Annotated in this window: 16 protein-coding genes; 4 read left to right on the top strand and 12 right to left on the bottom strand. The window is 65.4% G+C overall.

Annotated elements, in window-relative coordinates; translation table 11 throughout:
* Positions 1–7 precede the first annotated feature (7 nt).
* The 3 genes from IVB24_RS28485 to IVB24_RS28495 all read right to left on the bottom strand — a co-directional run bounded on the left by IVB24_RS28485 (position 8) and on the right by IVB24_RS28495 (position 7,547).
* On the bottom strand, positions 8–2,287 hold the full coding sequence (locus tag IVB24_RS28485; RefSeq protein WP_247769781.1) for a DUF1522 domain-containing protein: 2,280 nt from the start codon (positions 2,285–2,287) through the stop codon (positions 8–10).
* 341 nt (positions 2,288–2,628) lie between these two features.
* Positions 2,629–4,908 (bottom strand): DUF1522 domain-containing protein, encoded by a 2,280-nt coding sequence (locus IVB24_RS28490; protein ID WP_247769782.1) that lies wholly within the window; start codon positions 4,906–4,908, stop codon positions 2,629–2,631.
* 359 nt (positions 4,909–5,267) lie between these two features.
* A complete protein-coding gene (locus IVB24_RS28495; protein ID WP_247769783.1) occupies positions 5,268–7,547 on the bottom strand; it encodes a DUF1522 domain-containing protein in 2,280 nt (759 codons plus the stop codon).
* 321 nt (positions 7,548–7,868) lie between these two features.
* Here IVB24_RS28495 and flbT point away from each other — a divergent pair, with 321 nt between their 5' ends.
* Positions 7,869–8,309 carry a flagellar biosynthesis repressor FlbT gene (flbT, locus tag IVB24_RS28500; RefSeq protein WP_094972350.1) on the top strand — a complete coding sequence of 147 codons (441 nt, stop codon included), beginning with the start codon at positions 7,869–7,871 and terminating at the stop codon, positions 8,307–8,309.
* An 83-nt stretch (positions 8,310–8,392) separates the two neighbouring features.
* On the opposite strand, the gene IVB24_RS28505 is transcribed toward flbT, so the two are convergent.
* The 9 genes from IVB24_RS28505 to IVB24_RS28545 all read right to left on the bottom strand — a co-directional run bounded on the left by IVB24_RS28505 (position 8,393) and on the right by IVB24_RS28545 (position 22,000).
* Positions 8,393–9,892, bottom strand: coding sequence for an aspartate aminotransferase family protein (locus IVB24_RS28505; protein WP_247769784.1), 1,500 nt, complete (start codon positions 9,890–9,892; stop codon positions 8,393–8,395).
* Positions 9,889–11,142, bottom strand: coding sequence for a hypothetical protein (locus IVB24_RS28510; protein ID WP_247769785.1), 1,254 nt, complete (start codon positions 11,140–11,142; stop codon positions 9,889–9,891). Before IVB24_RS28510 ends, IVB24_RS28505 begins: the two co-directional genes overlap by 4 nt.
* A gap of 1 nt (position 11,143) precedes the next feature.
* Positions 11,144–12,793 carry a hypothetical protein gene (locus IVB24_RS28515; RefSeq protein WP_247769786.1) on the bottom strand — a complete coding sequence of 550 codons (1,650 nt, stop codon included), beginning with the start codon at positions 12,791–12,793 and terminating at the stop codon, positions 11,144–11,146.
* Positions 12,783–13,559 (bottom strand): hypothetical protein, encoded by a 777-nt coding sequence (locus IVB24_RS28520; RefSeq protein ID WP_140480463.1) that lies wholly within the window; start codon positions 13,557–13,559, stop codon positions 12,783–12,785. Before IVB24_RS28520 ends, IVB24_RS28515 begins: the two co-directional genes overlap by 11 nt.
* Before the next feature lie 71 nt (positions 13,560–13,630).
* On the bottom strand, positions 13,631–15,514 hold the full coding sequence (locus tag IVB24_RS28525) for a flagellar protein (protein WP_247769787.1): 1,884 nt from the start codon (positions 15,512–15,514) through the stop codon (positions 13,631–13,633).
* 21 nt (positions 15,515–15,535) lie between these two features.
* Positions 15,536–17,419: a flagellar hook-associated protein FlgK gene (gene flgK, locus IVB24_RS28530; protein ID WP_140480465.1), complete on the bottom strand. Its 1,884-nt coding sequence runs from the start codon at positions 17,417–17,419 to the stop codon at positions 15,536–15,538.
* A gap of 35 nt (positions 17,420–17,454) precedes the next feature.
* Positions 17,455–19,707, bottom strand: coding sequence for a flagellar hook-basal body complex protein (locus tag IVB24_RS28535; protein ID WP_094972357.1), 2,253 nt, complete (start codon positions 19,705–19,707; stop codon positions 17,455–17,457).
* A gap of 237 nt (positions 19,708–19,944) precedes the next feature.
* Positions 19,945–20,457 carry a peptide-methionine (R)-S-oxide reductase MsrB gene (msrB, locus tag IVB24_RS28540; protein WP_162308637.1) on the bottom strand — a complete coding sequence of 171 codons (513 nt, stop codon included), beginning with the start codon at positions 20,455–20,457 and terminating at the stop codon, positions 19,945–19,947.
* A gap of 1 nt (position 20,458) precedes the next feature.
* Positions 20,459–22,000, bottom strand: a complete 1,542-nt coding sequence (locus IVB24_RS28545) for an FAD-dependent oxidoreductase (RefSeq protein WP_247769788.1) — start codon at positions 21,998–22,000, stop codon at positions 20,459–20,461.
* 191 nt (positions 22,001–22,191) lie between these two features.
* Between IVB24_RS28545 and IVB24_RS28550 the strand changes: the two genes are divergently transcribed.
* The 3 genes from IVB24_RS28550 (at position 22,192) to IVB24_RS28560 (ending at position 23,672) form a co-directional block, all read left to right on the top strand.
* Entirely contained in the window at positions 22,192–22,722 is a 531-nt protein-coding gene (locus IVB24_RS28550; protein ID WP_247769789.1) for a histidine phosphatase family protein, read from the top strand.
* 101 nt (positions 22,723–22,823) lie between these two features.
* Positions 22,824–23,249, top strand: a complete 426-nt coding sequence (locus IVB24_RS28555; RefSeq protein ID WP_094972537.1) for a universal stress protein — start codon at positions 22,824–22,826, stop codon at positions 23,247–23,249.
* 120 nt (positions 23,250–23,369) lie between these two features.
* The gene (locus IVB24_RS28560) at positions 23,370–23,672 is read left to right on the top strand and encodes a hypothetical protein (RefSeq protein WP_247769790.1); all 303 of its coding nucleotides are present in this window, start codon (positions 23,370–23,372) and stop codon (positions 23,670–23,672) included.
* Positions 23,673–23,694 lie beyond the last annotated feature (22 nt).

A 23,694-nucleotide genomic window follows, 5' to 3' on the forward strand; every position in this document is an offset into this window, starting at 1 on the left:
CTGCTTATTAGCGGAGCAGCTGGAGCACGCTCTGCTGCGAGGTGTTGGCCAGCGACAGCGCGGAGACCGCGATCGACTGGCGGGTCGACAGCGCCTGGCTGTTGGCCGCCTCGACATTGGTGTCCGCCAGGGTCAGGTTGGACGAGCCGGTCTGCAGCACGTTGATCAGGTTCTTGTTGAAGTCCTGGCGGATCTGCACCACCGAGAGGTTCGAGCCGAGGCTGGAGGCTTCCGAGCGCAGCGTGCTCGACGCGGCGTTCAGGTTGGTGAGCACCCTGTTGGCGGCGGCGTTGTCAATGAAGTCGACACCGACGGTCAGCGCAGCGAGGCCCAGACCCTTGGAGTTGTAGGTCACGCCGGTGATGTTCAGGCTCGACTTGCCGGTCTCGTCGAACACCAGCTTGAGCTGATCGCCGTTCAAAAGGTTGACACCGTTGAACGAGGAGTCCTGCGAGGTCGTGTCGATCTGATTCAGGATGTTGTTGTACTGAGACACCAGATTGGCACGGGCCGTCTGCGCAACGCCATCCTGGACGGGGTTGGAAGCCGTCGAGAAGGTCAGCGCCGAAGTGAGCGTGCCGCCGATCGCACCACCGGCGGTCGTCGAGCCGAGAGTCGAGGACGCGTAGTCGTTGGAGGCCGTAATGGTCAGCAGGCCGTTGGCGTCGATCGTGGCTGCCAGGTTATTGGCCTGAAGCTTGGTGTTGAGCTGATCGAGCGTCTTGACCGTGCCGTTGGTGCCGTCGCCGAAGGTGACGTTGACCGCCGTGCCGCCGTTGAAGGAGGAGAAGGTCAAGGTCTTGCCGGCGATGCCGCCGATGCCCGAAGTGCGGGCTGCGGTGAACGCGGTCGCGTTGCCGGTGTTGCCGGCGAGGCCGAACACGTTCAACGCATTGCCGGTGCCGGTGATCGACAGGTCGGCATTGACGCCGGTCGAGAGTTTGAGCTGACCGGACGTATTGATCGTCGAGTTCGACTGGCCGGTCGCGGTCGCAAGCGTCGCGGTGCCGTTGGCGTTGACCGTCGCGGTCTGCACGCCGGTGGCAAGGTCGATCGCCTTCAGCACGTCGTTGACCGTGCCGCCCTGCAGATAGACCGTCGAGTTGCCGTTGCCGTCGGTGACGACCGCACCGCTCGCACCATAACCGCTCGGAACGCTCGGAGCACCGGTCGTGCCCGGGGTCGGCGCGTTCTTGAAGGTGATGACGTGACCGTCGACGTTCAGCGTCGAACCGTCCGTGATCGTCGCACCCAGCGAGCCCGCGCTCGTGGTCCGTTCGACGTTGATGGCGGCATTGCCTGCACCCGTAGACGTCGTCAAGCCGAGAGCCTTGAGCAGGTCGGCCTTGCCGGTGAGGTCCAGATCCGCACCCGTCGAGCTCTTCAGCGTGACCGCGCCGCCACCAACGCTCGAAGCGGTCTGGTTGACGCTCGTCGCGATCGTCGCAGCACCCGCGCTGATGGATACCGTCTTCACGCCGCTGGCCAGATCGACCGCGGTCAAGAGATCGGCGACGGTCGCAGCCGGGGTACCGGCGGTGCCGAGATAGACGGTGGTGTTGCCGTTGCCGTCGGTGACGAGATTGCCGCTGACGCCCGAACCGGACGCAACCGCCGTCGACGCCGGCGCAGTGCCGCTGCGGAACGTGATGGTCTTGCCGTTCACGGTCAGCGTGTCGCCGTCGGCCGGCTGGGCGTTGCTGGCGAGGCCAGTCGCGGTCGTGCCGTTGGTGGCGATCAGGGTGATGGTGCCGGTCAGAGCGGTGGTGCCGTCGCCGGCCGTTCCCGCAGTGCCCGTGAAGGTGCCGATGGTGGCGCCGAGGGTCGTGGTGCCGTTCGCCGCCGTGGTGCCGCCGGCCGTGCCGTTATACAGCACGTTGCTGCTCGCGGTCGCGCTGGCGAAGCTCGTCGTGCCGCGCAGGTCGGCCGCGGTCGCACCGGCGATCGTGGTGGAGACGTTCGACTTGGTGGAGTAACCGACCGTGGTCTGCAGCGCCTGGTTGGCGATCGACTTGGCGCTGTCGATCAGCTTCTGCAGCGAGGTCAGGCCGGTGTTGGCGGCCTGCAGCACCTGCACGCCGTTGGCGATGCCGTCGAGCAGGTTGTTGATGTCGCTGGCGCGGTTGTCGAGCGACTGGGCGGTGAAGAAGTTGGTGGGATTGTCCAGGGCCGAGTTGACGCTTCTGCCGGTCGACAAACGGTTCTGTGTGGTGGCGAGAAGATCGGCGGTGGACTGGAGAGAGAGCAGGTTCTGGCGAACCGACGCAGAGAGAACAATACCGGACATGACTCTTTACCCTTCTGGCTTACGCGTCTTCGTTCGATCGCTTCTGGATCGAGTGACGGGGCCAGCGTGCCGCGACATGGCTAACAAAGGGTGAAGCGCGTGGGGCTCGCATAAGCGCCGGTTCACCATAACGGAGCAGAAGGCGCCGGCACGATTCACAATGCCTCTGAAATCATTGGAAATTCCCGGCGCTTACGCTCCATTAACCATAACCGCTGGTTACTTTTGATGGTTACTTTTTCCGAGCGCCCCCTGCCCGTCGCGCAATCTCGCGCAGCCAAAAAGAAAGCGGCGGGACCGAAGCCCCGCCGCCGGATCTTGCTTGCGATGTGGTCCGCTTGTTAGCGGAGCAACTGGAGCACGCTCTGCTGCGACTGGTTGGCGAGCGACAGCGCGGAGACCGCGATCGACTGGCGGGTCGACAGCGCCTGGCTGTTGGCCGCCTCGACGTTGGTGTCGGCCAGGGTCAGGTTGGCCGAACCGGTCTGCAGCACGTTGATCAGGTTCTTGTTGAAGTCCTGACGGACCTGCACGATGGTCAGGTTCGAGCCGAGAGCCGAAGCTTCCGAGCGCAGTGTGCTCGAGGCCGAATTCAGGTTGGTCAGCACCTTGTTGGTGGCAGCGTTGTCGATGAAGTCGACACCGCTGGTCAGCGCAGCAAGGCCCAGACCCTTGGAGTTGTAGGTCACGCCCGTGATGCTCAGGCTCGACTTGGCTGTCTCGTCGAACACCAGCTTGAGCTGGTCGCCGTTCAAGAGGTTTACACCGTTGAACGAAGAGTCCTGAGCCGTCGAGTCGATCTGCTGGAGGATGTTGTTGTACTGGTTGACCAGGTTGGCACGCGAGGTCTGGGCAACCGTATCCTGGACGGGGCTGGAAGCCGTCGAGAACGTCAGGGACGAGGTCAGCGTACCGCCGATCGCACCACCCGCGGCGCTCGAACCGATGGTCGAGGACGCGTAGTCGTTGGTGGTCGAGACCGTCAGCAGGCCGTTGGCGTCGATCGTCGCCGTCAGGTTGTTGGCCTGAAGCTTGGTGTTGAGCTGATCGAGCGTCTTGACCGTGCCGTTGGTGCCGTCGCCGAAGGTGGCGGTGACCGCCGTGCCGCCGTTGAAGGAGGAGAAGGTCAAGGTCTTGCCGCTGATGCCGCCGACACCCGAGGTGCGGGCTGCGGTGAACGCGGTCGCCGTCCCGGTGTTGCCGGCAAGGCCGAGCGCATTCAGGGCGTTGCCGGTGCCGGTGACCGACAGATCGGCATTGACGCCGGTCGAGAGCTTGAGCTGGCCGGAGGCGTTGATCGACGAGTTGGTCTGGCCGGTGGCGGTCGCAAGCGTCGCGGTGCCGTTGGCATTGACCGTCGCGGTCTGCACGCCGGTGGCAAGGTCGATCGCCTTCAGCACGTCGTTGATCGAGCCGCCCTGCAGATAGACCGTCGAGTTGCCGGCGCCGTCGGTGAGAACGTTACCGTTCGCACCGAAGCCGCTCGGAACGCTGGGAGCACCGGTCGAACCCGGGATCGGCGCGTTCTTGAAGGTGATGACGTGACCGTCGACGTTCAGCGTCGAACCATCCGCGATCGTCGCACCGAGCGAGCCCGAGCTCGTGGTCCGGTTGACGCTCACGGTGGCGTTGCCGCCGCCCACCGACGTGGTCAGGCCGAGAGATTTGAGCAGGTCGGCCTTGCCGGTGACGCTCAGATCCGCACCCGTCGAGCTCTTCAGCGTGACGGCGCCCGCACCAACGCTCGAAGCGGTCTGGTTGACGCTGGTGGCGAGCGTCGCAGCACCCGCGGTGATGGAGGCCGTCTTGACGCCGCTGGCCAGATCGACCGCGGTCAAGAGATCGGCGACGGTCGCAGTCGGGGTACCGGCAGTGCCGAGATAGACCGTGGTGTTACCGCTGCCGTCGGTGACGAGGTTGCCGCTGACGCCCGAACCGGACGCAACCGCAGTCGACGCCGGAGCAGAACCCGAGCGGAAGGTGATGGTCTTGCCGTTCACGGTCAGCGTGTCGCCGTCGGCAGGCTGGGCGTTGCTGGCGAGGCCGGTTGCGGTCGTGCCGTTGGTGGCGATCAGGGTGATGGTGCCGGTCAGGGCCGTGGTGCCGTCGCCGGCCGTTCCCGCGGTGCCCGTGAAGGAGCCGATGGTCGCGCCGAGGGTCGTGGTGCCGCTCGCCGCAGTGGTGCCGCCGGCGGCGCCACTATACAGCACGTTGCTGCTCGCGGTCGCGCTGGCGAAGCTCGTCGTGCCGCGCAGGTCGGCCGCGGTCGCACCGGAGATCGTGGTCGAGACGTTGGACTTGGTGGAGTAGCCGACCGTGGTCTGCAGCGCCTGGTTCGCGATCGACTTCGCAGAGTCGATCAGCTTCTGCAGCGAGGTGATGCCGGTGTTGGCGGCCTGCAGCACCTGCACGCCGTTGGCGATACCGTCGAGCAGATTGTTGATGTCGCTGGCGCGGTTGTCGAGCGACTGTGCGGTGAAGAAGTTGGTGGGATTGTCCAGGGCCGAGTTGACGCTCTTGCCGGTCGACAGACGGCTTTGGGTGGTGGCGAGAAGATCGGCGGTGGACTGGAGGGAGAGCAGGTTCTGGCGAACCGACGAGGAGAGAACAATACCGGACATTGAGTGTTACCCTTCTGGTACGCAACGCAACAAACTTCGATTAGGATTAATCGATGGCCGGGACGGTGAACGTTGTGGGCTAACAAAGCATGAAGCGTGTCGCGCCAGTCCTTGCTCGGATTCACCATACGCGCGTTCGTAGTCGAGTCGTGCTCGCTTATATCGTCATGATAGAATGATGCTTTTTGGTGCACCGGCGAGGCGTTTGCGACTTGTCAACCATAACTCAGAGTGAGGAATTGGCTGCATCTGGAGGCCTGGCCTCCACTCGCCGAGCGGCACTCTGATGCCGCCGCAAAAAAGAAAGCGGCGGGGCCGAAGCCCCGCCGCCGGATCTTGCTTGCGATGTGGTCCGCTTATTAGCGGAGCAGCTGCAGCACGCTCTGCTGCGACTGGTTGGCCAGCGACAGCGCGGAGACCGCGATGGACTGGCGGGTCGACAGCGCCTGGCTGTTCGCCGCTTCGGTGTTGGTGTCGGCCAAGGTCAGGTTGGACGAACCGGTCTGCAGCACGTTGATCAGGCTCTTGTTGAAATCCTGACGAACCTGCACCACCGAGAGGTTCGAGCCGAGGCTCGAAGCTTCCGAGCGCAGCGTGCTCGACGCGGCGTTCAGGTTCGACAGCACCTTGTTGGTCGCGGAGTTGTCGATGAAGTCGACACCGCTGGTCAGCGAGGCAAGGCCGAGACCCTTGGAGTTGTAGGTCACGCCCGTGATGCTCAGGTTCGACTTGCCGGTCTCGTCGAACACCAGCTTGAGCTGGTCGCCGTTCAGCAGGTTGACGCCGTTGAACGAGGAGTCCTGCGAGGTCGTGTCGATCTGGTTCAGGATGTTGTTGTACTGAGACACCAGATTGGCACGCGAGGTCTGGGCAACCGTATCCTGGACGGGGCTGGAAGCCGTCGAGAACGTCAGCGACGTGGTCAGCGTGCCGCCGATCGCACCACCCGCGGCGGTCGACCCGATCGTGGAGGACGCGTAGTCGTTGGTGGTCGAGACCGTCAGCAGGCCGTTGGCGTCGATCGTCGCGGACAGGTTGTTGGCCTGAAGCGCCGAGTTGAGCTGGTCGAGCGTCTTGACCGTGCCGTTGGTGCCGTCACCGAAGGTGACATTGACCGCCGTGCCGCCGTTGAAGGAGGAGAAGGTCAAGGTCTTGCCGCTGATGCCGCCAACGCCCGAGGTGCGCGCCGCGGTGAAGGCGGTCGAGGTCCCGGTGTTGCCGGCGAGGCCAAGCGCATTCAGCGCATTGCCGGTGCCGGTGACCGACAGATCGGCGTTGACGCCGGTCGAGAGCTTGAGCTGGCCGGAGGCGTTGATCGACGAGTTGGTCTGGCCGGTGGCGGTCGCAAGCGTCGCGGTGCCGTTGGCATTGACCGTCGCGGTCTGCACGCCGGTGGCAAGGTCGATCGCCTTCAGCACGTCGTTGATCGAGCCGCCCTGCAGATAGACCGTCGAGTTGCCGGCGCCGTCGGTGAGAACGTTGCCGTTCGCACCGAAGCCGCTCGGAACGCTGGGAGCACCGGTCGAACCCGGGATCGGCGCGTTCTTGAAGGTGATGACGTGACCGTCGACGTTCAGCGTCGAACCATCCGCGATCGTCGCACCGAGCGAGCCCGAGCTCGTGGTCCGGTTGACGCTCACGGTGGCGTTGCCGCCGCCCACCGACGTGGTCAGGCCGAGAGATTTGAGCAGGTCGGCCTTGCCGGTGACGCTCAGATCCGCACCCGTCGAGCTCTTCAGCGTGACGGCGCCCGCACCAACGCTCGAAGCGGTCTGGTTGACGCTGGTGGCGAGCGTCGCAGCACCCGCGGTGATGGAGGCCGTCTTGACGCCGCTGGCCAGATCGACCGCGGTCAAGAGATCGGCGACGGTCGCAGTCGGGGTACCGGCAGTGCCGAGATAGACCGTGGTGTTGCCGCTGCCGTCGGTGACGAGATTGCCGCTGACGCCCGAACCGGACGGAACCGCCGTCGACGCCGGAGCAGAACCCGAGCGGAAGGTGATGGTCTTGCCGTTCACCGTCAACGTGTCGCCGTCGGCCGGCTGGGCGTTGCTGGCGAGGCCGGTTGCGGTCGTGCCGTTGGTGGCGATCAGGGTGATGGTGCCGGTCAGGGCCGTGGTGCCGTCGCCGGCCGTTCCCGCGGTGCCCGTGAAGGAGCCGATGGTGGCGCCGAGGGTCGTGGTGCCGCTCGCCGCAGTGGTGCCGCCGGCCGCGCCGCTATAAACGACGTTGCTGTTCGCAGTCGCACTGGCGTACGAGGTCGTGCCGCGCAGGTCGGCCGCCGTCGCACCCGAGATGGTCGCGGAGACGTTGGACTTTGTGGAGTAGCCGACCGTGGTCTGCAGCGCCTGGTTCGCGATCGACTTCGCAGAGTCGATCAGCTTCTGCAGCGAGGTGATGCCGGTGTTGGCGGCCTGCAGCACCTGCACGCCGTTGGCGATACCGTCGAGCAGATTGTTGATGTCGCTGGCGCGGTTGTCGAGCGACTGTGCGGTGAAGAAGTTGGTGGGATTGTCCAGGGCCGAGTTGACGCTCTTGCCGGTCGACAGACGGTTCTGCGTGGTGGCGAGAAGATCAGCGGTGGACTGGAGGGAGAGCAGGTTCTGACGAACCGATGCGGAGAGGACGATGCCTGACATAACTCTGTTACCTTTCTGGTAAACGACGCTACTTTTACTCGTCTGCTTGGATCGAGAGTGACCCAGCGACCGGCGGACCGTGGCGCCGAGACCTCTAACGAAACATGAAATGAAACTCGCGCTTTCGCCGCCGTGCGCGTGATTCGGCCCCCGACGGCGTGCATATCGCTGCGCCGCCGCAGCGACGACCCCTTGAAAGCATTGAGCTTTTCCGAACGAAGATCAGGAATTTACAGCTCGTTAACTAGTTGCGAGCGAGAATCACCACTTCAAAGGCCGCAACGAACGCTCGGTTACGAAAGCGTTGATGGAGAACAGGCAATGGCTCTCAAGGTCGAGCTCAGACCGCACGAACGCATCATCGTCGGTAACTGCGTGATTACCAATACGGACCAGCGCGCTCGCCTCCTGATCGACGGCGACAACGTGCCAATCCTGCGCGAGCGCGACATCCTCACGCCGGAGACCGCGGATTCGCCTGCGAAGCTCGTCTATCTGGCGGTCCAGCTCATGTACATCTCGCCGGATCCGCAGAGCCAGCACGGCACCTATTTCAACCTGGTGCGCGATATCGTCACCGCGGTGCCGAGCGCCTGGCCGATCATCGAGGGCATCAACAACAACATCCTGAACGGCGACCTCTACCGGGCGCTGAAGGACGCCCGCAAGCTGATCGCCTATGAAGAGAAGCTGCGCAGCCAATTCGAGGCCACCCATCCCCTGACGGAAGCGGCCAAGGACGACGTGAGTTCCGCCGCCTGACACGCGCATTCGCGCGCGCCCCGCGAAACGACAACGGCCCCGGATCGCCTCCGGGGCCGTTGTCGTCTCAGCCATGCACCCGGCTATTGCGCTGCGAGCGGCGGTGCCTCGACCTCGATCATTCCGTCGCCGCACCGCCGGCCGCCGAACTCCAGCACGGCTCCGACCAGCGCCTCGACGTCCGCCTCCTCGGTGCGGTGATTGACGATCGCGGCGCGGATCGCAAACCTGCCGCCAAGCGTCGTGCTCGAGGGCGCTGCCATTCCGGACTCCTGGATGTCGGCGACGATCTCGCGATTGACCGCATCATCGGCCCGGTAGCGGAAGCAGACGATGTTGAGGTTGACCGGCGCCAGCAATTCCAGCCGTGGTTCGGCCAGGACGCGGGCCTCCAGATATTTCGCCAGCGCGCAGCTTCGCGTGATCGTCGCACCGAGCCGGTCGATGCCGAATGTCTTCAGCGTGAACCACGTCTTCAGCGCACGAAAGCCGCGCGACAGATCGGGGCCGAGATCGCAGGGCCAGACCGCGCCCGCCGCGAGCCCCCTCGCCTCGCGGCGCAGATAGGCCGCCGGCTGCGCAAAGGCCTGCCGATGCTGCTCGCCGTCGCGCACTAGCAGGAAGCCGGCGTCGTAGGGCACCTGTCCCCATTTGTGGAAGTCGAGCGCAATGGAATCCGCGAGTTCGATGCCGCCGAGCAACGGCGCGAGCTCAGGCGAGAAGATCGCGAGCGCGCCGAAAGCACCGTCGACGTGAAACCAGATGCCCTCCTCGCGGCACAGCTCCGCGATCGCCTCGAGGTCGTCGATCGCACCAATGTCCACCGTACCGGCGGACGCGACGACCAGGAACGGCTTGAAACCGACCTCGCGATCGACGGTGATCTGCGCACGTAGCGCGGCTACGTCGATGCGATGATCGGCATCGACGCCGATCTTGCGCAGCGCGTCGGTGCCGAGTCCGGCAATGTCCATTGCCCTGGAGACGCAGCCATGCGCGGCCTGCGACGTATAGGCCGTCAACACCGCGCCGTCATTGCCGATGCCGTGCTGCCGCGCCAGCGTGCCGAGCGCAGCGTTGCGCGCCACCAGCACCGCCATCAGATTGGCCATCGACGTGCCCGTGACAAAGATGCCGCTCGCGCTGTCCGGAAACGCGAACAGGCGGCGCATCCAGTCGACGATCTGGCGCTCGACCTCGATCGGCATGTGGTCGCGTCCGCCGAGATTGGCGTTGAGGCCGGCCGCGAGCATCTCCGCGATCATGCCGACCGCGGTGCCGCCGCCATGCACCCAGCCCATGAAGCCCGGATGGACGTTGCCGGTGGCATAGGGCGCGACATGCTCGACGAATTGGCGATAGACCTCGGCGAGCTCGCTCGCCTCGTGTGGCACGTCCGCCTTGAAGGCCGCGCGGGTCGCATCGGGAATCGGCTGCCAGACCGGGCGCGCCCGAACGTTGACGATGCCGTCGATCGCATCGTCGAGCATGCGATGGGCAAGCGCGCGAAATTCGCTCCATTCCTGCGGATCGAGCGAGGTGCGCGCAACCGAGCTCTGCGCGTTGCGGATGATCTCGTTCATGTTGCACTCCCCTCGCCTGCTCCTGCGTGCCGCGACAGCATCGCCGAGAACGCTGCGAAGATCTTGCGCATCTGCGGCGGTTTGTACGGAAACACGTCCGGCGAATCCATGTTGTGCACGACGGCGGTGTTGTCGGCTTCGAAAACCAGCAGCTCGTTGCTCTGGTTCTCGGCGCAATCGACGATGAAATAATCGAGGCCGACGCGCCGGCTCATCTCGTCGAGCGCGTTTCCGTGGCGCGCCGCGAAGGCGCGATCGAAGTCGCGCATGAAGATCGCCTCTTCCGCACGCTTCTCCTCGCTGAAGGCCATGTAGGCGTTGAGATACCAGATGTCCCAGCGGTCGGCGATCGCCATGTGGCAGGCGTAGGGTTTACCGTCGACCATCGCGAGACGATATTTGCGGTAGAGCCCGTCGGCGCTCGAATAGTCGACGAAGCGCGCGACGAAGAAATCCTGCTCGTCACGCTCGGCAAGATAGGCTGCGATCGCCGCAGCATCGTCGAGCTTCGCGAGGCCGACGCCGGCATGCGAGCCGCGCGGCCGCGCGATCATCGGAAAGCGCAATTCACCCGCGATGTCCCGGCAGGCGATCTGCCCTCGTGAAAGCTCGGACAATTGCGCGCGCGTTGCGTGAATCGTCGCGGGAATGTCGAGACCCGGCACGCCGGCCAGCAGCCGGTGCAGCTTGTCGCGATCGAGGTTGCCGATGCGGTCGGGACGATTGAGCAGTGGCCGCGGCCAGCGCGGCGCGACCCTCTCGATCGAAGCAAGCGCCTCGCGGCATTCCTCGGAATCGGATGCGACCACGATGGCGACGTCGTGCTCGGGCAAATCCTTTGGCAGACCGACGCCCTTGACCACGTAGAGCGTCAACAGCTCGATGTCGGAGCCTTCGAGCAGAAAATCGATCGGCGTGTTGCCGCCCATGTCGATGTCGGCTGCAAGCGCGAGCACGCGCAAGCCCGGCTTCGGAGCAACGCTCGGCGTGCGAAACAATTGGTGGAAGGCCAGCACCTCCGACTGGATCGCAAGCCCCTGATCCTTGTCTCCGAGCAGCTGCGTGATCAACGACAGATCCAGCCCTTCGCCCGCCAGCGCCGTCCCCGCCGCGATCCGCGCCACCAGCTGGTCGCGCAACGGATGCAGGTCGACACCTTCGAAGGCCTGGCGCGTCAACTGCGCGAAGCCGATGCGATCGGCATAGTTCGCCGCGGTCATGCGAAGCTGCGCGGAAACCGGATGCTGCATCTCACACCTCGAAAGCGGAGTTTACCGGCACGGCCGCGACCGTGCCACGGTCGAGCAGCAGCTCGATCTTTACCAGCACATGGGCGATGCGATCGAGAATGTCCTGCACGTTGCGTTGCGCCTGCGCGAAGTCGGGCGACCAGGCCTCGATCACGAGCCGTGCGCCGACGCAGAGGCGCAGCACGGCCAACGGTGCCTCGTCCTGCCGCTCCAGCCGGACCGGCTGGCCGAGCAGGCAGCGCTGCACGGCGACTTGCCGGTCCGCAGCGCTGCCGCCGATCGCCTCGCTCATGTCGCGTGCCAGCGCCCGATGCACGGCCCCAGTCTCGGCGATCGAGACCGGCTTGCCGTCGCGCAGCAGGATGAACGGAAAGATGGTGGTTTGTGCAAATTCCTCGTCATCCGCGCCGGCGGTCCCGATCGCGGATGGGACGGGGCGAAGCGACGGCGAGAGCGCGATCATGCTGTCGATGCCGGCCGCAAGCTCGGCGAGCACCCCGGCGCGGAAAGCCCCGGGTACGGCGTAGTAGCGGCCGATCTCGGCCAGCGCCGCTTCCCAGCGCAGCCATTGACCGAAGTTCGGACGGCGTTCGAAGCGCGAGCGCAGCGCCGTCCAGGCCACCGGCCAATCGCAACGGCCGGCATAATCGAAGATACCAGGCGCAATCCCCTCGGCCCGGTCGAGCGACCGCGAAAGGCCCTTCGGCACCAGCACCGCACCGCTGAAGGCAGGTCCACCGAAGAATTTCGAGCCTGACATCAGCACCATATAGCCGCGGTCGAGATAGGAGCGCAGCCGGCGGCGGCCGAGCCGGGCCTGGCAGGCGTCGACGACGATCTGGACCTTGCGCGGCCAGCGCCGCGCGATCTCGTCGAGACAGGCCTCGCTCGGTGCGCGCCAGCCTAGCTTCGATGCATCCATGATCTGGAGCAGCACGGGCGCGCCTTGCGCGATCGTGGCCTCGATCGCATCCAGCACTGCGGCATCGATGTCCGCGCGCATCGCAATCCCGGGCGCGGTCCCGAGCAGCGGCAACGTTACACTGGCGCCGGCAAGCCCTGCGACCGCACCGTCCTTGCGAACCGCAAGGCCGCTCGCCGTCATCGAGCTGAAATGGTGCCCGCGGGCGGTATGGATCGTCCCGCTTCCGGTCTGGTCGGCGCCGACCACGATCGTCACCGGCGGCGCCCCGAGCAACACACGCGCCAGGAATAAGGCGTGGAGCTGGGAGTCCGTGCCGGAGGGCGAGAACACGATGTCGACGCGCGCAGAGAGCTGGAGATGACCGCGCAGCTCGTCCCGCATGTCCTCGCAGCGCGCGTCGAAGGCGATCTCGACCTCGTCGAACAGGCATTTGTGCATCAGCTCTTCGCGCGCCAGCGCGGCGCGGTCGTAAGCCGCTTGCGAGATCATCGATGCGGTCGAGGAGGCGAAATTCCATATCTCCGGCTCCGGCGAAGCCGCACAGCCATAGCCGTTGACGCGATCCCTGGCGTCGAGCGCCAGCCGCGGATCGCCGCCGGAGACGAGCAGCGTGTCCAATGGTGTGAAGAGATCGCGCAGGCGATAACGCGAGCCGCCGTCGGGGACGGGCTCCTGACCAGACAGACGGGATGCGCCGGCGCTCATCCCGGAAGGCTCACGCCGCATCGGCCGCAGGCGCGGCTGCGAATTGCGATGCGATGTCGCCGTGGAACACCGACGGCCCGACGTGATCGAGCGAGCTCTGGATGTCGGCCCAGATCTCGCCGCCGATACCGGTCCAGCGCTTGCAGAAGGCGAAGTCCTCGGAAAGATAGGTACCGGTTGCCGGGTCGATCATGCATTCGAACAGCGCGAACCGGTTCTGGCTCGCGGCAAGCGTGTCGTGCGAATGCTCGCGGAAGAACTGCAGGGCCGCATGGTCCGGATGGCGGCACATCGCCTCCAGCGCCTGGCGCCGGATCATCAGGAAGCCGGTGCCGGCATAGCGCACGCGGGTGAAGCCGTTGACCACGACGATGCGGTCGGGATCCTCGATCTCGAGCACGTAGTCGAGCGAGGCGGCCGGCACATCGGCGCGGCCGGACTGGATCGCCCGCGCGGCCTTGTCCCAGTTGATCCGCTTGATCGGATAGCAGCCGGCGACGACGTCCGCCCCGCATTCGATCAGCCGGAACACCTGCTCCGGCTTGAAGCCGATATCGGCGTCGATGAACAGGAAATGCGTCGCCCTGGGATCGTCCAGAAACATCGCGACCAAATTGGCCCGCGCGCGGGTGATCAGCGCGTCGCCGTCGCGCAGCAGCACCTTGAGCTCGAGGTTGGACATTCCGTGCACGGCCCGCTGCAGCGCGAAGATCGAGCTCGCATAGATGCTCGACACCTGCCCGCCGAAGCACGGCGTTGCCACCACCAATTGCATCTTGTCCGACATCGACAGCTCCGCCCCGCTCCAATCCTCACCAAGAGGTAAAGAGGCATGGTTAACGGCGCCTTAACGCGTCCTTACAGGAACTTGACGAGCGAGAGCTGCGCGAGGTTCGAGGTCACCTGGTAGGACGCCTGGAGCGCGTTCTGGAGCGCCAGCAGCTGGCTCGCGACCTGGTCGGGCGAGGCCGATTCCGCCTGGTCGATGATGGTCTGGAGCTGCGCCTTGGCCTGGGTCTGGCGCGTGCTCGCATCCTTCATCGTGTTCTGGGCCATCGCGATGTCGGTCTGGATGTCTTCGATGCGCTGCTGGCCGGGCTGCTGGGTCAGCGCCTGGGTGGTGCGCAGGCTCAGCGCGGCGACCTGCCCGCCCGAATACTGCCCGGTCGGCGAAGTCGAGAAGGTCCCGAACACCGCGGTCGCCTGCAACAGCTGGCGGATCGCGTCCTCGTTCGCCTGGGCGCCGTATTGGACCGAGACGGAATCGTCGACCCGCGCCATCGCAGTCGAACGCGGCGAGCCGGGCCCGTCATTGCCGAGGTACCATTTCACCGTGGTGGCCGAGCCGTTGACCAGCGTCGTCGCCGAGCTCGCGGGCGAGGAGCCGACGCGCAGCGGCGGCTGGGTGGCGGTCACGGGCGTCGCGCTGAAGCCGAGCGAACCGAGCGCCCCGGTATTCGAGCTCGTGATGTTCAAACTCGCCGCATCGTCTGTGTTGATCGTGATCGAGCCGCCGTGGACCGTCGAGGGCTTCGACGTCCCCGTGATCTGGTCGATCTTGCCGAGCAGATCCTGGATGCTGTCGGTGACGTTGAGCTGGTTGCCGGTCGCGCCCGACGCCACGAAGGTCAGCGTGGTGCCGTTGACCGTGATGGTGTCGCCCGCAACGAAGCCCGGCGAGATCGAGTCCGAGGGGCTCGCACCCGACAGCGCCGTTGCACCGCTGATCGGTGCGGGCGGCGCCGCCTGGTTGTTGACGGCCGTGCCGATCGCAGAGCTGGCGGTGTTGAAGAAATTGTCGCCGGCGACGATGGCGGATGCCGCGACCAGCGAGGTGTTGGCGAGTTTCGTGATCGCGGTGTTCAGCGCGGTGTTGAGGTTGTTGGCGGTGTTGGTCGGATTGACGGGGGTGCTGGCGTCGATGGCGAAGCTGCCGAGCGGCGTCGGCGTGGCCGTCGACGCGGTCAGGTCGATCTGCTCGATCGAGCCGTCCGGCAGCGTGAACTGCACGCTCAGCTTGTCGCCATTGTTCGGATTGACGCCGTTGAGATCGACCGAAAACGACACCGGCGAGCCGCTCGGGCCGGTGATGGTCGCGCCCGTCAGGGTCGAGGACACCGCCTTGAGCTTGAGTCCGAACGGCGATCCGGCGGCGTCTTCCGACACCTGGACCGAGCTCGGCGTCGGCTGCATCTGCACCAGGCGACCCATGCCGTTGGCGCCGAGATCGGCGGCCTGGCGCTCCGCCATCACGGTCTTGAACCCCGCCTGCGTCGTGGTGCCGTTGATGATGTCGCCGGCATTCGCAACCGACTGCGTGCCGATGGCCGTGCCGGAGAACAGATAACGGTTGCCGGTCTGCGTGTTGAGCACGCCGATCATCGAGCCGAACTGGGCAGCGGCGGTGTTCTGCGCGATGGTCTGGCCGTTGACGTTGAGATCCTGCGCGGTGTTGGCCGCACCCGTCTGCACCGTGCTGCGGATCTTGGTCAGCGACTGCAGCGCGGTGTTGGCGAGGTTGATGCTGACGTTGACGTTGGTGATCGTGTCGGTATAGGCGGCGATGTTGGAGAGCTGCGCGCGCCCGGCGATCGCAAAGCCCTCGTTGGTGCCCATCCCGGAATAGTTCTGCGACAGCTTGCCGGTCGAGAGCTGCGTCGACAGGTCCGTGAGCTGCTGATTGATATTGCGGATCTGCGAGCCGAGAATCGACGAAGAGTAGTTGATGCTGCTGATCGACATGTTTCAGAGCCCTGTTACTTGTTACACTTGAGCCTGGAGCAACGTATTCATCATGCTCTGCACCACCGACATGACGTGGGCGTTGGCGGCATAGGCATTCTGGAGCTGGATAAGGTTCGACATCTCCGAGTCCAGGTTGACGCTGGAGGTCGAGTTGAACTTGGCCTGCAGCGTCGAGACCACGACGCTCTGGCCCTGCTGGAGCTGGGTGGCCTGGGTCGCGGAATTGGCCTGGACGCTGAGGAATTGCTGCAGATAGTTCGAGACGCTGCCGGTGAAGGGCTGGCTCGGCGAGCCGAGGCCGCTCGATGGCGAATAGGAGAACACCGCCGAGGTGAGCTGCGAATAGAGATAGTCCGAACGCGCGGTGTCACCTGCGGGCGTCACCGGCGAGGTGTTGTACACCGACATCCGGGTCGGATCGGAGACCAGCTGCGTGTTCACGGCGATGCGTCCGGCCAGGCCCGTCATCTGCGAGCCCGAGGCGGTGATCGCGCCGGTGTAGAGCGCCTGTCCGCCGTCGGTGAACAGCGGCAGCTGCGGATTGCCCGAGGTCAGCGACGAGATCGTCTTGCTGGTCGAGGCCGAATTGACCTTGGCGAGGCCGCTGTTGTCGTCGGTGATCCGCAGCGTCGTGGCGGTCGCCGGCGACGGGGCGGCGGAGAATGTCAGGTGCGACGTGGAGAGCGCCGTGTTGAGGGCCGAGGCGATCGCGCCCATGCCGCCGGAGAAGTTCACGCCGATCTGCATCGGGTTGGCGTTGGTCGCATTCTGCAGCGGAAGCGCCGCCGGATCGGTGACGTTGACCAGTGTGACCTGGCGCTGGGTATTGGTTGCCGTGTCGGTGTAGGTGAACGTGGCGGTGTTGCCCGGCTGCGCACCGGCAAGGTCGATGTCGAATCCGGCCGGCGGACCCGTCACCGCGGTGCCGGCGGTCGTCTTGTCCGACAGCGCGCTCGACATCGTGGCGGCGAGCTGATCGATCTGCTCCTGCGCCTGCACCAGCGTCTGGTCGCGCAGCTTCAGATCGGCCGCGATCTGGCCCGAGGAGACCACGCTGTTGGCGACGACGTCGACCTTCGAGCCGTTCGGCAGCACGATGTTGAACGCGCCGACGCCGGACTTGGCCGGATCGATGTTGTAGAGCGAGGTCGCCGACAGCGCGCCGGCCGAGGCAAAGGTGAATTGCGAGGCGAGCCCGGCGCCGACGAGCTGGATGCCCGTCGTGGTGTAGATGTTGGCCTGGTTCGATCCGTCGGTGGTGACGCGGACGTCGACATATTTCGACAGCGTGTTGATGGCCTGGTCGCGCTGGTCCATCAGCGTCGCGGCCGAGGGGTCGTTGGCCGACAGGCCCTGCAGCCTGGTGTTGATGTCGGCGACCTGCTGCATGGCGACGTTGGCCGCTTGCGCCGAATTGCCGAGATCCTGCTCGACGTTGGAGCGCAGCGACTGGATGCCCTTGGTGGTGACGTTGAGCTGGGTCGCCAGCGCCTGCGCCGCGCCGAGCGCAACGGTTTGCGCCGACGAGGCGCCCGAGCTGGTCGACAGCGCCTGCAGCGCCGTGGTGAACTTGTTCAGCGCGGTTTCGAGCGTGCCGCTGTTGCCGGGCGTGCCATAGACATTCTGAAGCTGCTTCAGGATGCTGGCCATCTGGTCGGCGTAGCCGCTGCCGCCGGTCTCGGTGCGCAGCTGGTTCAATACGTAGGTGTCGAGCTCCCGGCTGACGCCGGTCGTCATCGCCGTCGCGCCGAAATCGCCGGTGGTGACCTCGATCTGGTTCGGGGTCTGGACGACGTAACCCGGCGTCTGCGAATTCGCGACGTTCGAGGAGACGATCGAGAGCGCGGCCTGGTTGGCACGCAGACCGCTCATCGCACTGGCGAGGGCTGAACTCAAACCCATGTTGACTAGCCGCCTTTGGTTACGTTACGCGCCGATCAGCGCAACACGTTCAAGAGGTCCTGCACCATCGAATTCGCGGTCGTGATCACCTTGGTGTTGGCCGAGTAGGCCTGCTGGGTCACGATCAGCTTGGTGAATTCGTCGGCGATGTCGGTGTTCGAGCCTTCCAGCGACGAGCCGCTGATGGTGCCCGAAGCGCCATCGATGGCAGGTCCCGACTGTTCGGTTGCGGCATAGGCACCGCCATCGAGCGCCTTCAGATAGTTGGTGCCGTTGAAATGCGACAGCTGAACCTGAGCGAGATTGAGGTTCTGGCCGTTCGAGAAGGTGCCGACCACGATGCCGCTGTTGTTGACGGCGACCGAGCGGAGCTGACCGGCGGCATAGCCGTTCTGGGTGATCGTGTTGATGGTCACCGCGCCGCTGGTGCTGGCATATTGCGTCAGTCCGCCCGTGGAGATGTTGAAGGCGACGGAGCCGAGCGACTGACCGCTGACGCTGACATTGTTGATGGTGATGCCCGAGCCGCTCGGCGAGGTCAGCGAGCCGTCGGCGGCAAAGGTGAAGGTCTGGCCGGTATTGACCCAGCCGACGGTCGTGCCGGTCGCGTTCGGATCGGTCTGGTAGAACAGGTTCCAGCTATCGGAGTGGCCCGCGCCGAGCGAGGCGCTGTCGGTCTTGGCCCAGCGCAATTGCAGGTTCACCGGCGTGCCCGCGGCGTTGTAGGCAGTCACCGCACCGCCGCTGATCGATTCCTTGGTGAAGGTCGAGATGTCGTTGCCGACCACGCCGCCGGTGCCGGCGGTGCCGCCGCCGTCGCGGTTCTTGGTGATGGTCGAGGTGAAGCCGAGCGCGGCGAAGGCCGCACTGTTGGAGCTGGACACCGACAGATTGGAGACGGTGCCGGTGTTCAGCGTGATGACGCCGCCGCTGCTGACCGACGACCCCGAGGCGCCTGCGAGAGCATCGATCTTGCCGAGCAGGGTCGTGATGTTGTCGGTGATGTTGATCTGGTTGGCACCCGAGGCACCCGAGGCCATGAAGGTCAGCGTCTGACCGTCGACGGTGATGGTATCGCCGGCGGCGAAGCCGGACGAGAGCACCTGGGCGCCGCCGGCCGTCGCGCTGCCGCTCAGCACCGTTGCACCCGAGATCGCAGGTGAGGACAGCACGTTGCCGCCACGGGTCACGCTGCTGATGCCGAGCGCGGTGGCGGCCGTGCCGCTGCCGACAGCCACGTCGGTGCCGGTGCCGCTGGAGATCACGATGTTGCCGCTGGCGGAGAGCGAGGCCGTGACGCCGGCGCCGCCGGCGGTCTGGATTCCGTTCAGGATGTCCGCCACAGTCGCCGTCGTGCCCGCGCCGAGCCCGATCGTGGTGTTGTTGCCGACGGTCGAGACCGTCGTGCCGCCGTTGAACGTGATCGTGTTGCCGTTGATGGTCAGCGTCTGCCCGCTCAGCGCGGTGAGGATGCTGGAGGCGAGATGCGTGCCGACCGCGTTGTCGAGCGACGTGGTGGTCGAGGCCACCGCCGACGAATTGTTCTGCAGTGCGACCGTGCCCGAGGCCGTCGTCGATGAATAGGGCGAGCGGATGTTGCCGGTTGCAGCCGCGCCCGAGACCAGTGCGTTGGCATAGGGCGCCGGCGGGGTACCGACCGGCAACGGGTTGGCGGAGAAATCGGACGGGTTCAGCCCGCCGGCCGCCAGCAGCGTGCCGGTCGACGCGGTCGTTTTCGCCACCGTGTTCGGCTGGGTCGGCAGGTTCGCCGCGTACTGGATCGAGGTGGTCGCCTGCGCCGGAATGAAGTTGTTCTGGAATTGCAGGACGTTCGCCACGCTGCCGGTCGGATTGCCGGTCTTGGGGTCGACCGTGACGCCCATCAAATAGTAGCCGGCGCCGTTGACCAAATTGCCGTTGGCATTGAGCTGGAAGTCGCCGCGCCGCGTGTAATAGGTGACCCCGGTGAAGACAGGCACGTTGTCGACGACGCCGCTCGCCTTCTGGATCGAGAAGAAGCCGTCGCCGGTGATCGCCATGTTGGTGGCGACGGTGGAGCCCGAGATCGTGCCCTGTGTGGTGATGGTGGCCTTGGCGTTGGCCGTCACGCCGCCCGCGACCTGCTTGCTCGGAACCGAGGAGTCGGGGATGAGGTCGACGAAGCTGGTGCCGATGCCCTTGTAACCGGTGGTGGATGAGTTCGCGATGTTGCCGGAAATGTTCTGCAGCGCGTAGGACTGCGCCTGCAGGCCACCCACCGAGGTGTTCATTGCATCGAAGATACCCATAACTTTGTCTCCAAATCCGATCTCGGCGGCCGGTCGACCAGGGCCGCAGTCGGAGGAGACAGTCGCAAAGGCTATGCCAATGCGGGTATTCTCGGAAAATCAATCACTTAATGGAAAGGCCCCGGTCCGATGACCGGGGCACATTTGCCGGGACCGGCAACAATTGCCGGGATCCCATAGCGTTTTCGAGCGAAGTGGCCGCCGGTTCGCGTGAAGAAAACGCGTCGACCAAAGAACCTAGGTCGCGGACGCCGCCGCCGGGCGGAACACCAGCCCGAAACCGTCGATGCAATAGCGCAATCCGGTCGGCTTCGGACCGTCGTCGAAGACGTGGCCGAGATGGCCTCCGCAACGCCGGCAATGCACCTCGGTGCGGAGCATTCCGTAGGCACGGTCCTCGGTCTTGCCGACATTGCCCTCGATCGGCTGGTAGAAGCTCGGCCAGCCGGTGCCGCTCTCGAATTTGGTCTCGGAGGCGAACAGCGGCAGGTCGCAGCCGGCGCAAGCGAAGGTGCCCTTGCGGTGCTCTTTCAGCAGCGGGCTGGAGCCCGGCCGCTCGGTGCCGTGGTTGCGCAGGATCTCATATTGCTGCGGCGTGAGCTGGGCGCGCCATTCGGCCTCGGTCTTCGTGATCTCGAACTTTTCCGCGGCTTTCTCGCCAGCCTCGGCAGGCGTCCCTCTCAGCCAGCGGAAGGCTCCAAGGCCGAACAGGCCGGCGGCAGTCGTCAACAGAATGCGGCGGTCAAACATCTCATTCTCCGTGCGCGGGCAATCCACGCCCTGAGATACGGGCTTTAACGACTGACGTTACATCATCAGGCGGAATTTCTATCAACTTATTGGGAGGCGGCGCCGGTTCCGCGCGATGTTGTCCCCCTTGGGCTGCGGGCTTCGGGGGCGCGGCCGGTCGCGGCCTGACGCCGGCCAGTGGGCGGCGCGGACCGGTGCCGGCGGCCCGATTGGCTTCGGCGAGGCGCGCCTCGCGCTGGCGGTCCTTGACCTTGGCGCGTTCCCGGTAGCGGGCGAGCGAGCCGGCGGCGGCGGAGCTCGCCCTGCCCCAGATCCCGACCAATTGGCCCGCGACCCGCCCGGTGGCGCCGCCGGCCCAGACCAGTTCGAACGGCGAGAACAGCTTCCAGCGTTCGTCGCCCCACAGGATGCTGCGCGCGATCATCTGCCCGGCCATGGCCGAGGTGTTCATGCCCTGACGGCCGAACCCGCTCGCCACCCACAGGCCTTTGCGCAACTGGCCGATCTGCGGCATGCCGTGCACGGTCTGGCCGGTGGCGCCGCCGAACGTCTCGGTGACCTCGACATTGCCGAGGTCGGGAAAGATCGTGCGTATCCGCCGCCTGACGCTGCCCGCAAAGCGCTGCGGACGCGCGGACCAGGTGGTCTCGGGGCTCTCCCACATCAGCCGGTCGCCGTCGACGATGCGGAAATGGTCGACACCGTCGGAATCCATCACCGATCCCTTGAAGGCGATGATCTCGTGCACGCGTTCGCCGAGCGGCGCGGTGATGCCGGCATAGCGCCAGACCGGCAGCAGCGTCTCCGACAGCCGCCGCAACGGCGCGCCGAGATGGATGTTGCCCGCGAGCACGATGTGGCTGGCACGCAGCCGTGCCGAGGGCGTGACGATGCGCTTGCGGATGCCGGAATGATCGATGCTGACGACCGGCGTGTCCTCGAAGATGCGGGCGCCGGCCCGCCGCGCCAGCGCGGCAAGGCCGTGCACGTATTTGCGGCCGTCGACCTGGAACGCCCTAGGATAATACACGCCGTGGAAATAGCGATCGGTCCTGAGCACCTCGCGGACGCGATCGACCTGCCAGCCCTCGACCTCGGTGTCGAAATCCTCGTTCAGCATCTGCAAACGGCTGATCAGGCGGTCGCCGGCATCGACGTTGGACACCTCCAGCACGCCGTTATCAGGAGCGATCCCCGGCATGTTCGCTTCCGTGGCGTTGGCCCGGACGAGCTCGGCGCCCTCCTTCGACAGCGTCCACAATTCACGCGCGTCCTCGAAGCCGATGCGCTCGATCAGGTCGGTGAGCGGCAGCGCAAAGCCCGGCATCACCGTGCCGAGCTGGTTGCCGGAGGCGTTCCAGCCGATATGACGGCCCTCGAGCACCGCGACACTGGCCCCGAGCCGGGCCGCCTCCAGCGCGATGGAGAGCCCGGCAAGCCCGGCCCCGATGACGCAGATGTCCACGTCGAGATCGAACGACAGCCGGACACGGTCGCGAAGGCCGGCTTCTTCCTGGGACACGCTTGTGAAAGTCTCGCTCATGTCGTTTCTTAGAGCATGATCCGGAAAAGTGTGCAGCGGTTTTCCGAAAAGATCATGCTCGAAATAACAACCTTAAGCGCAATGACGATTCGTTCTAGTCTGATCGCGCTTAATGCCAACCGGGCGCCCGTCACCTTGTCCTCGACCGGCGCCTGTAGATTATTCTGGACGTGGAACGATTCGAGAATGCCATGCGCCGTTTGATGTTGCTGCGTCACGCCAAGACCGAGACCGACGCGCCGAGCGGCCGTGACCAGGATCGCCGCCTCGACGACCGCGGCGATAAGGATGCCGCCCGGATCGGCGATTGGATCGCCACCCATCCTCCCTTCCCCGATACCGTGCTGGTGTCGCACGCCGTGCGGGCCCGGCAGACCTGGGACACCGCCTGGGAGGCGATGAAGGACCGCGTCCCGACACCGCAGGTCGAGATCCTGCCGGAACTCTACGGCGCCGATCCCGCGCAGATCCTGGACTCCATTCGCACCGCAACCGCGCCGGCCGACCCGAAGCAATTGCTGCTGGTGGCCCATAATCCCGGCATGCACGAAGCGGCCCTGATGCTGATGGGCGGCGGCGATCCGGATGGCGCCAGGGCGCTCGCCGACAATCTGCCCACCGCGGGGCTTGCGATCTTCGACTTTGACGTCAAGGATTGGGGTGACGTGGCCTACCGCCGCGGCAGACTGGTGCTGTTCACCAGCCCCAAGCTGCTAAGATAAGCTGCTACGATCGGGATGAGACGAGCGGGATGAGACGAGCGGGCGCCGTCTCGACCGGTTGATCCAGTTCGATCCGGGGGAATGAAGATTTGGAGGCGCAGATGTTCAAGTCCATCCTCGTGCCCATCGACCTCGCCGACACCGACCTCGCCAAGCCGGCGATCGCGACCGCGGCCACGCTGTCGCAGACCTGGAGCGGCACGGTGCGGCTACTCAACGTGCTGCCGATGACGCCGGTGATGCTGGCCGAATATGTGCCGGCCGATTTCGACGAACAGCAGCGGCAGACGTCGGAAGAAGCGCTTGCCATCGTCGCGCGCGAATCCGGCATCGATCCGAGCCGCATCTCCAGCGTGGTCCGCCAGGGCGGCATCTACCACGAGATCCTGGAGGAAGCCGTGCACATGAAGGCCGATCTGATCGTGATGACCTCTCACCGCCCGGCGATGCGCACCTATTTCCTCGGCTCCAACGCCGGCCATGTGGTGCGCTACGCGAAGTGCTCGGTGCTGGTGGTGAGGCACTGAGGGTTGCTCCGGTCTCGTAGGGTGGGTTAGCCGCAGGCGTAACCCACCACTGTCTCTCTCCGCGGAAGCAGAAGAGGTGGATTATGCCTGCGGCTAATCCGCCCTACGGAACACAAAACCTTGGGTTACCTGTCGGGCAAAACACACAAGATGCCGGTCAACGCTCGTCGCCAAAAATATTCCACTTTACCGAAATTCGGAAATGGCGTATGTGTCGCCTCAACTCGGCCCAAGGAAGAGGGGCGGATCGCGATCGTCACGAACGCGGGCCGGGCGGCGGTGGACGCAGGTCACGTCGGCGCGGAGAGTTTTGTAGGGCGGGCAACCGTGAGCGAAGCCGCCGCGCACACGATCGGTGTGATCGGCGTACGGCAAAATCGTGTGGTCCTGACGCCCGCAGGCTGGCGTCAAGCGTTGCGGTGATGCGTGCTGTCCAACCGGACAT

Origin of the sequence: Bradyrhizobium sp. 192, assembly GCF_023100965.1 — a bacterium.
Classification (GTDB): Bacteria; Pseudomonadota; Alphaproteobacteria; order Rhizobiales; family Xanthobacteraceae; genus Bradyrhizobium; species Bradyrhizobium symbiodeficiens.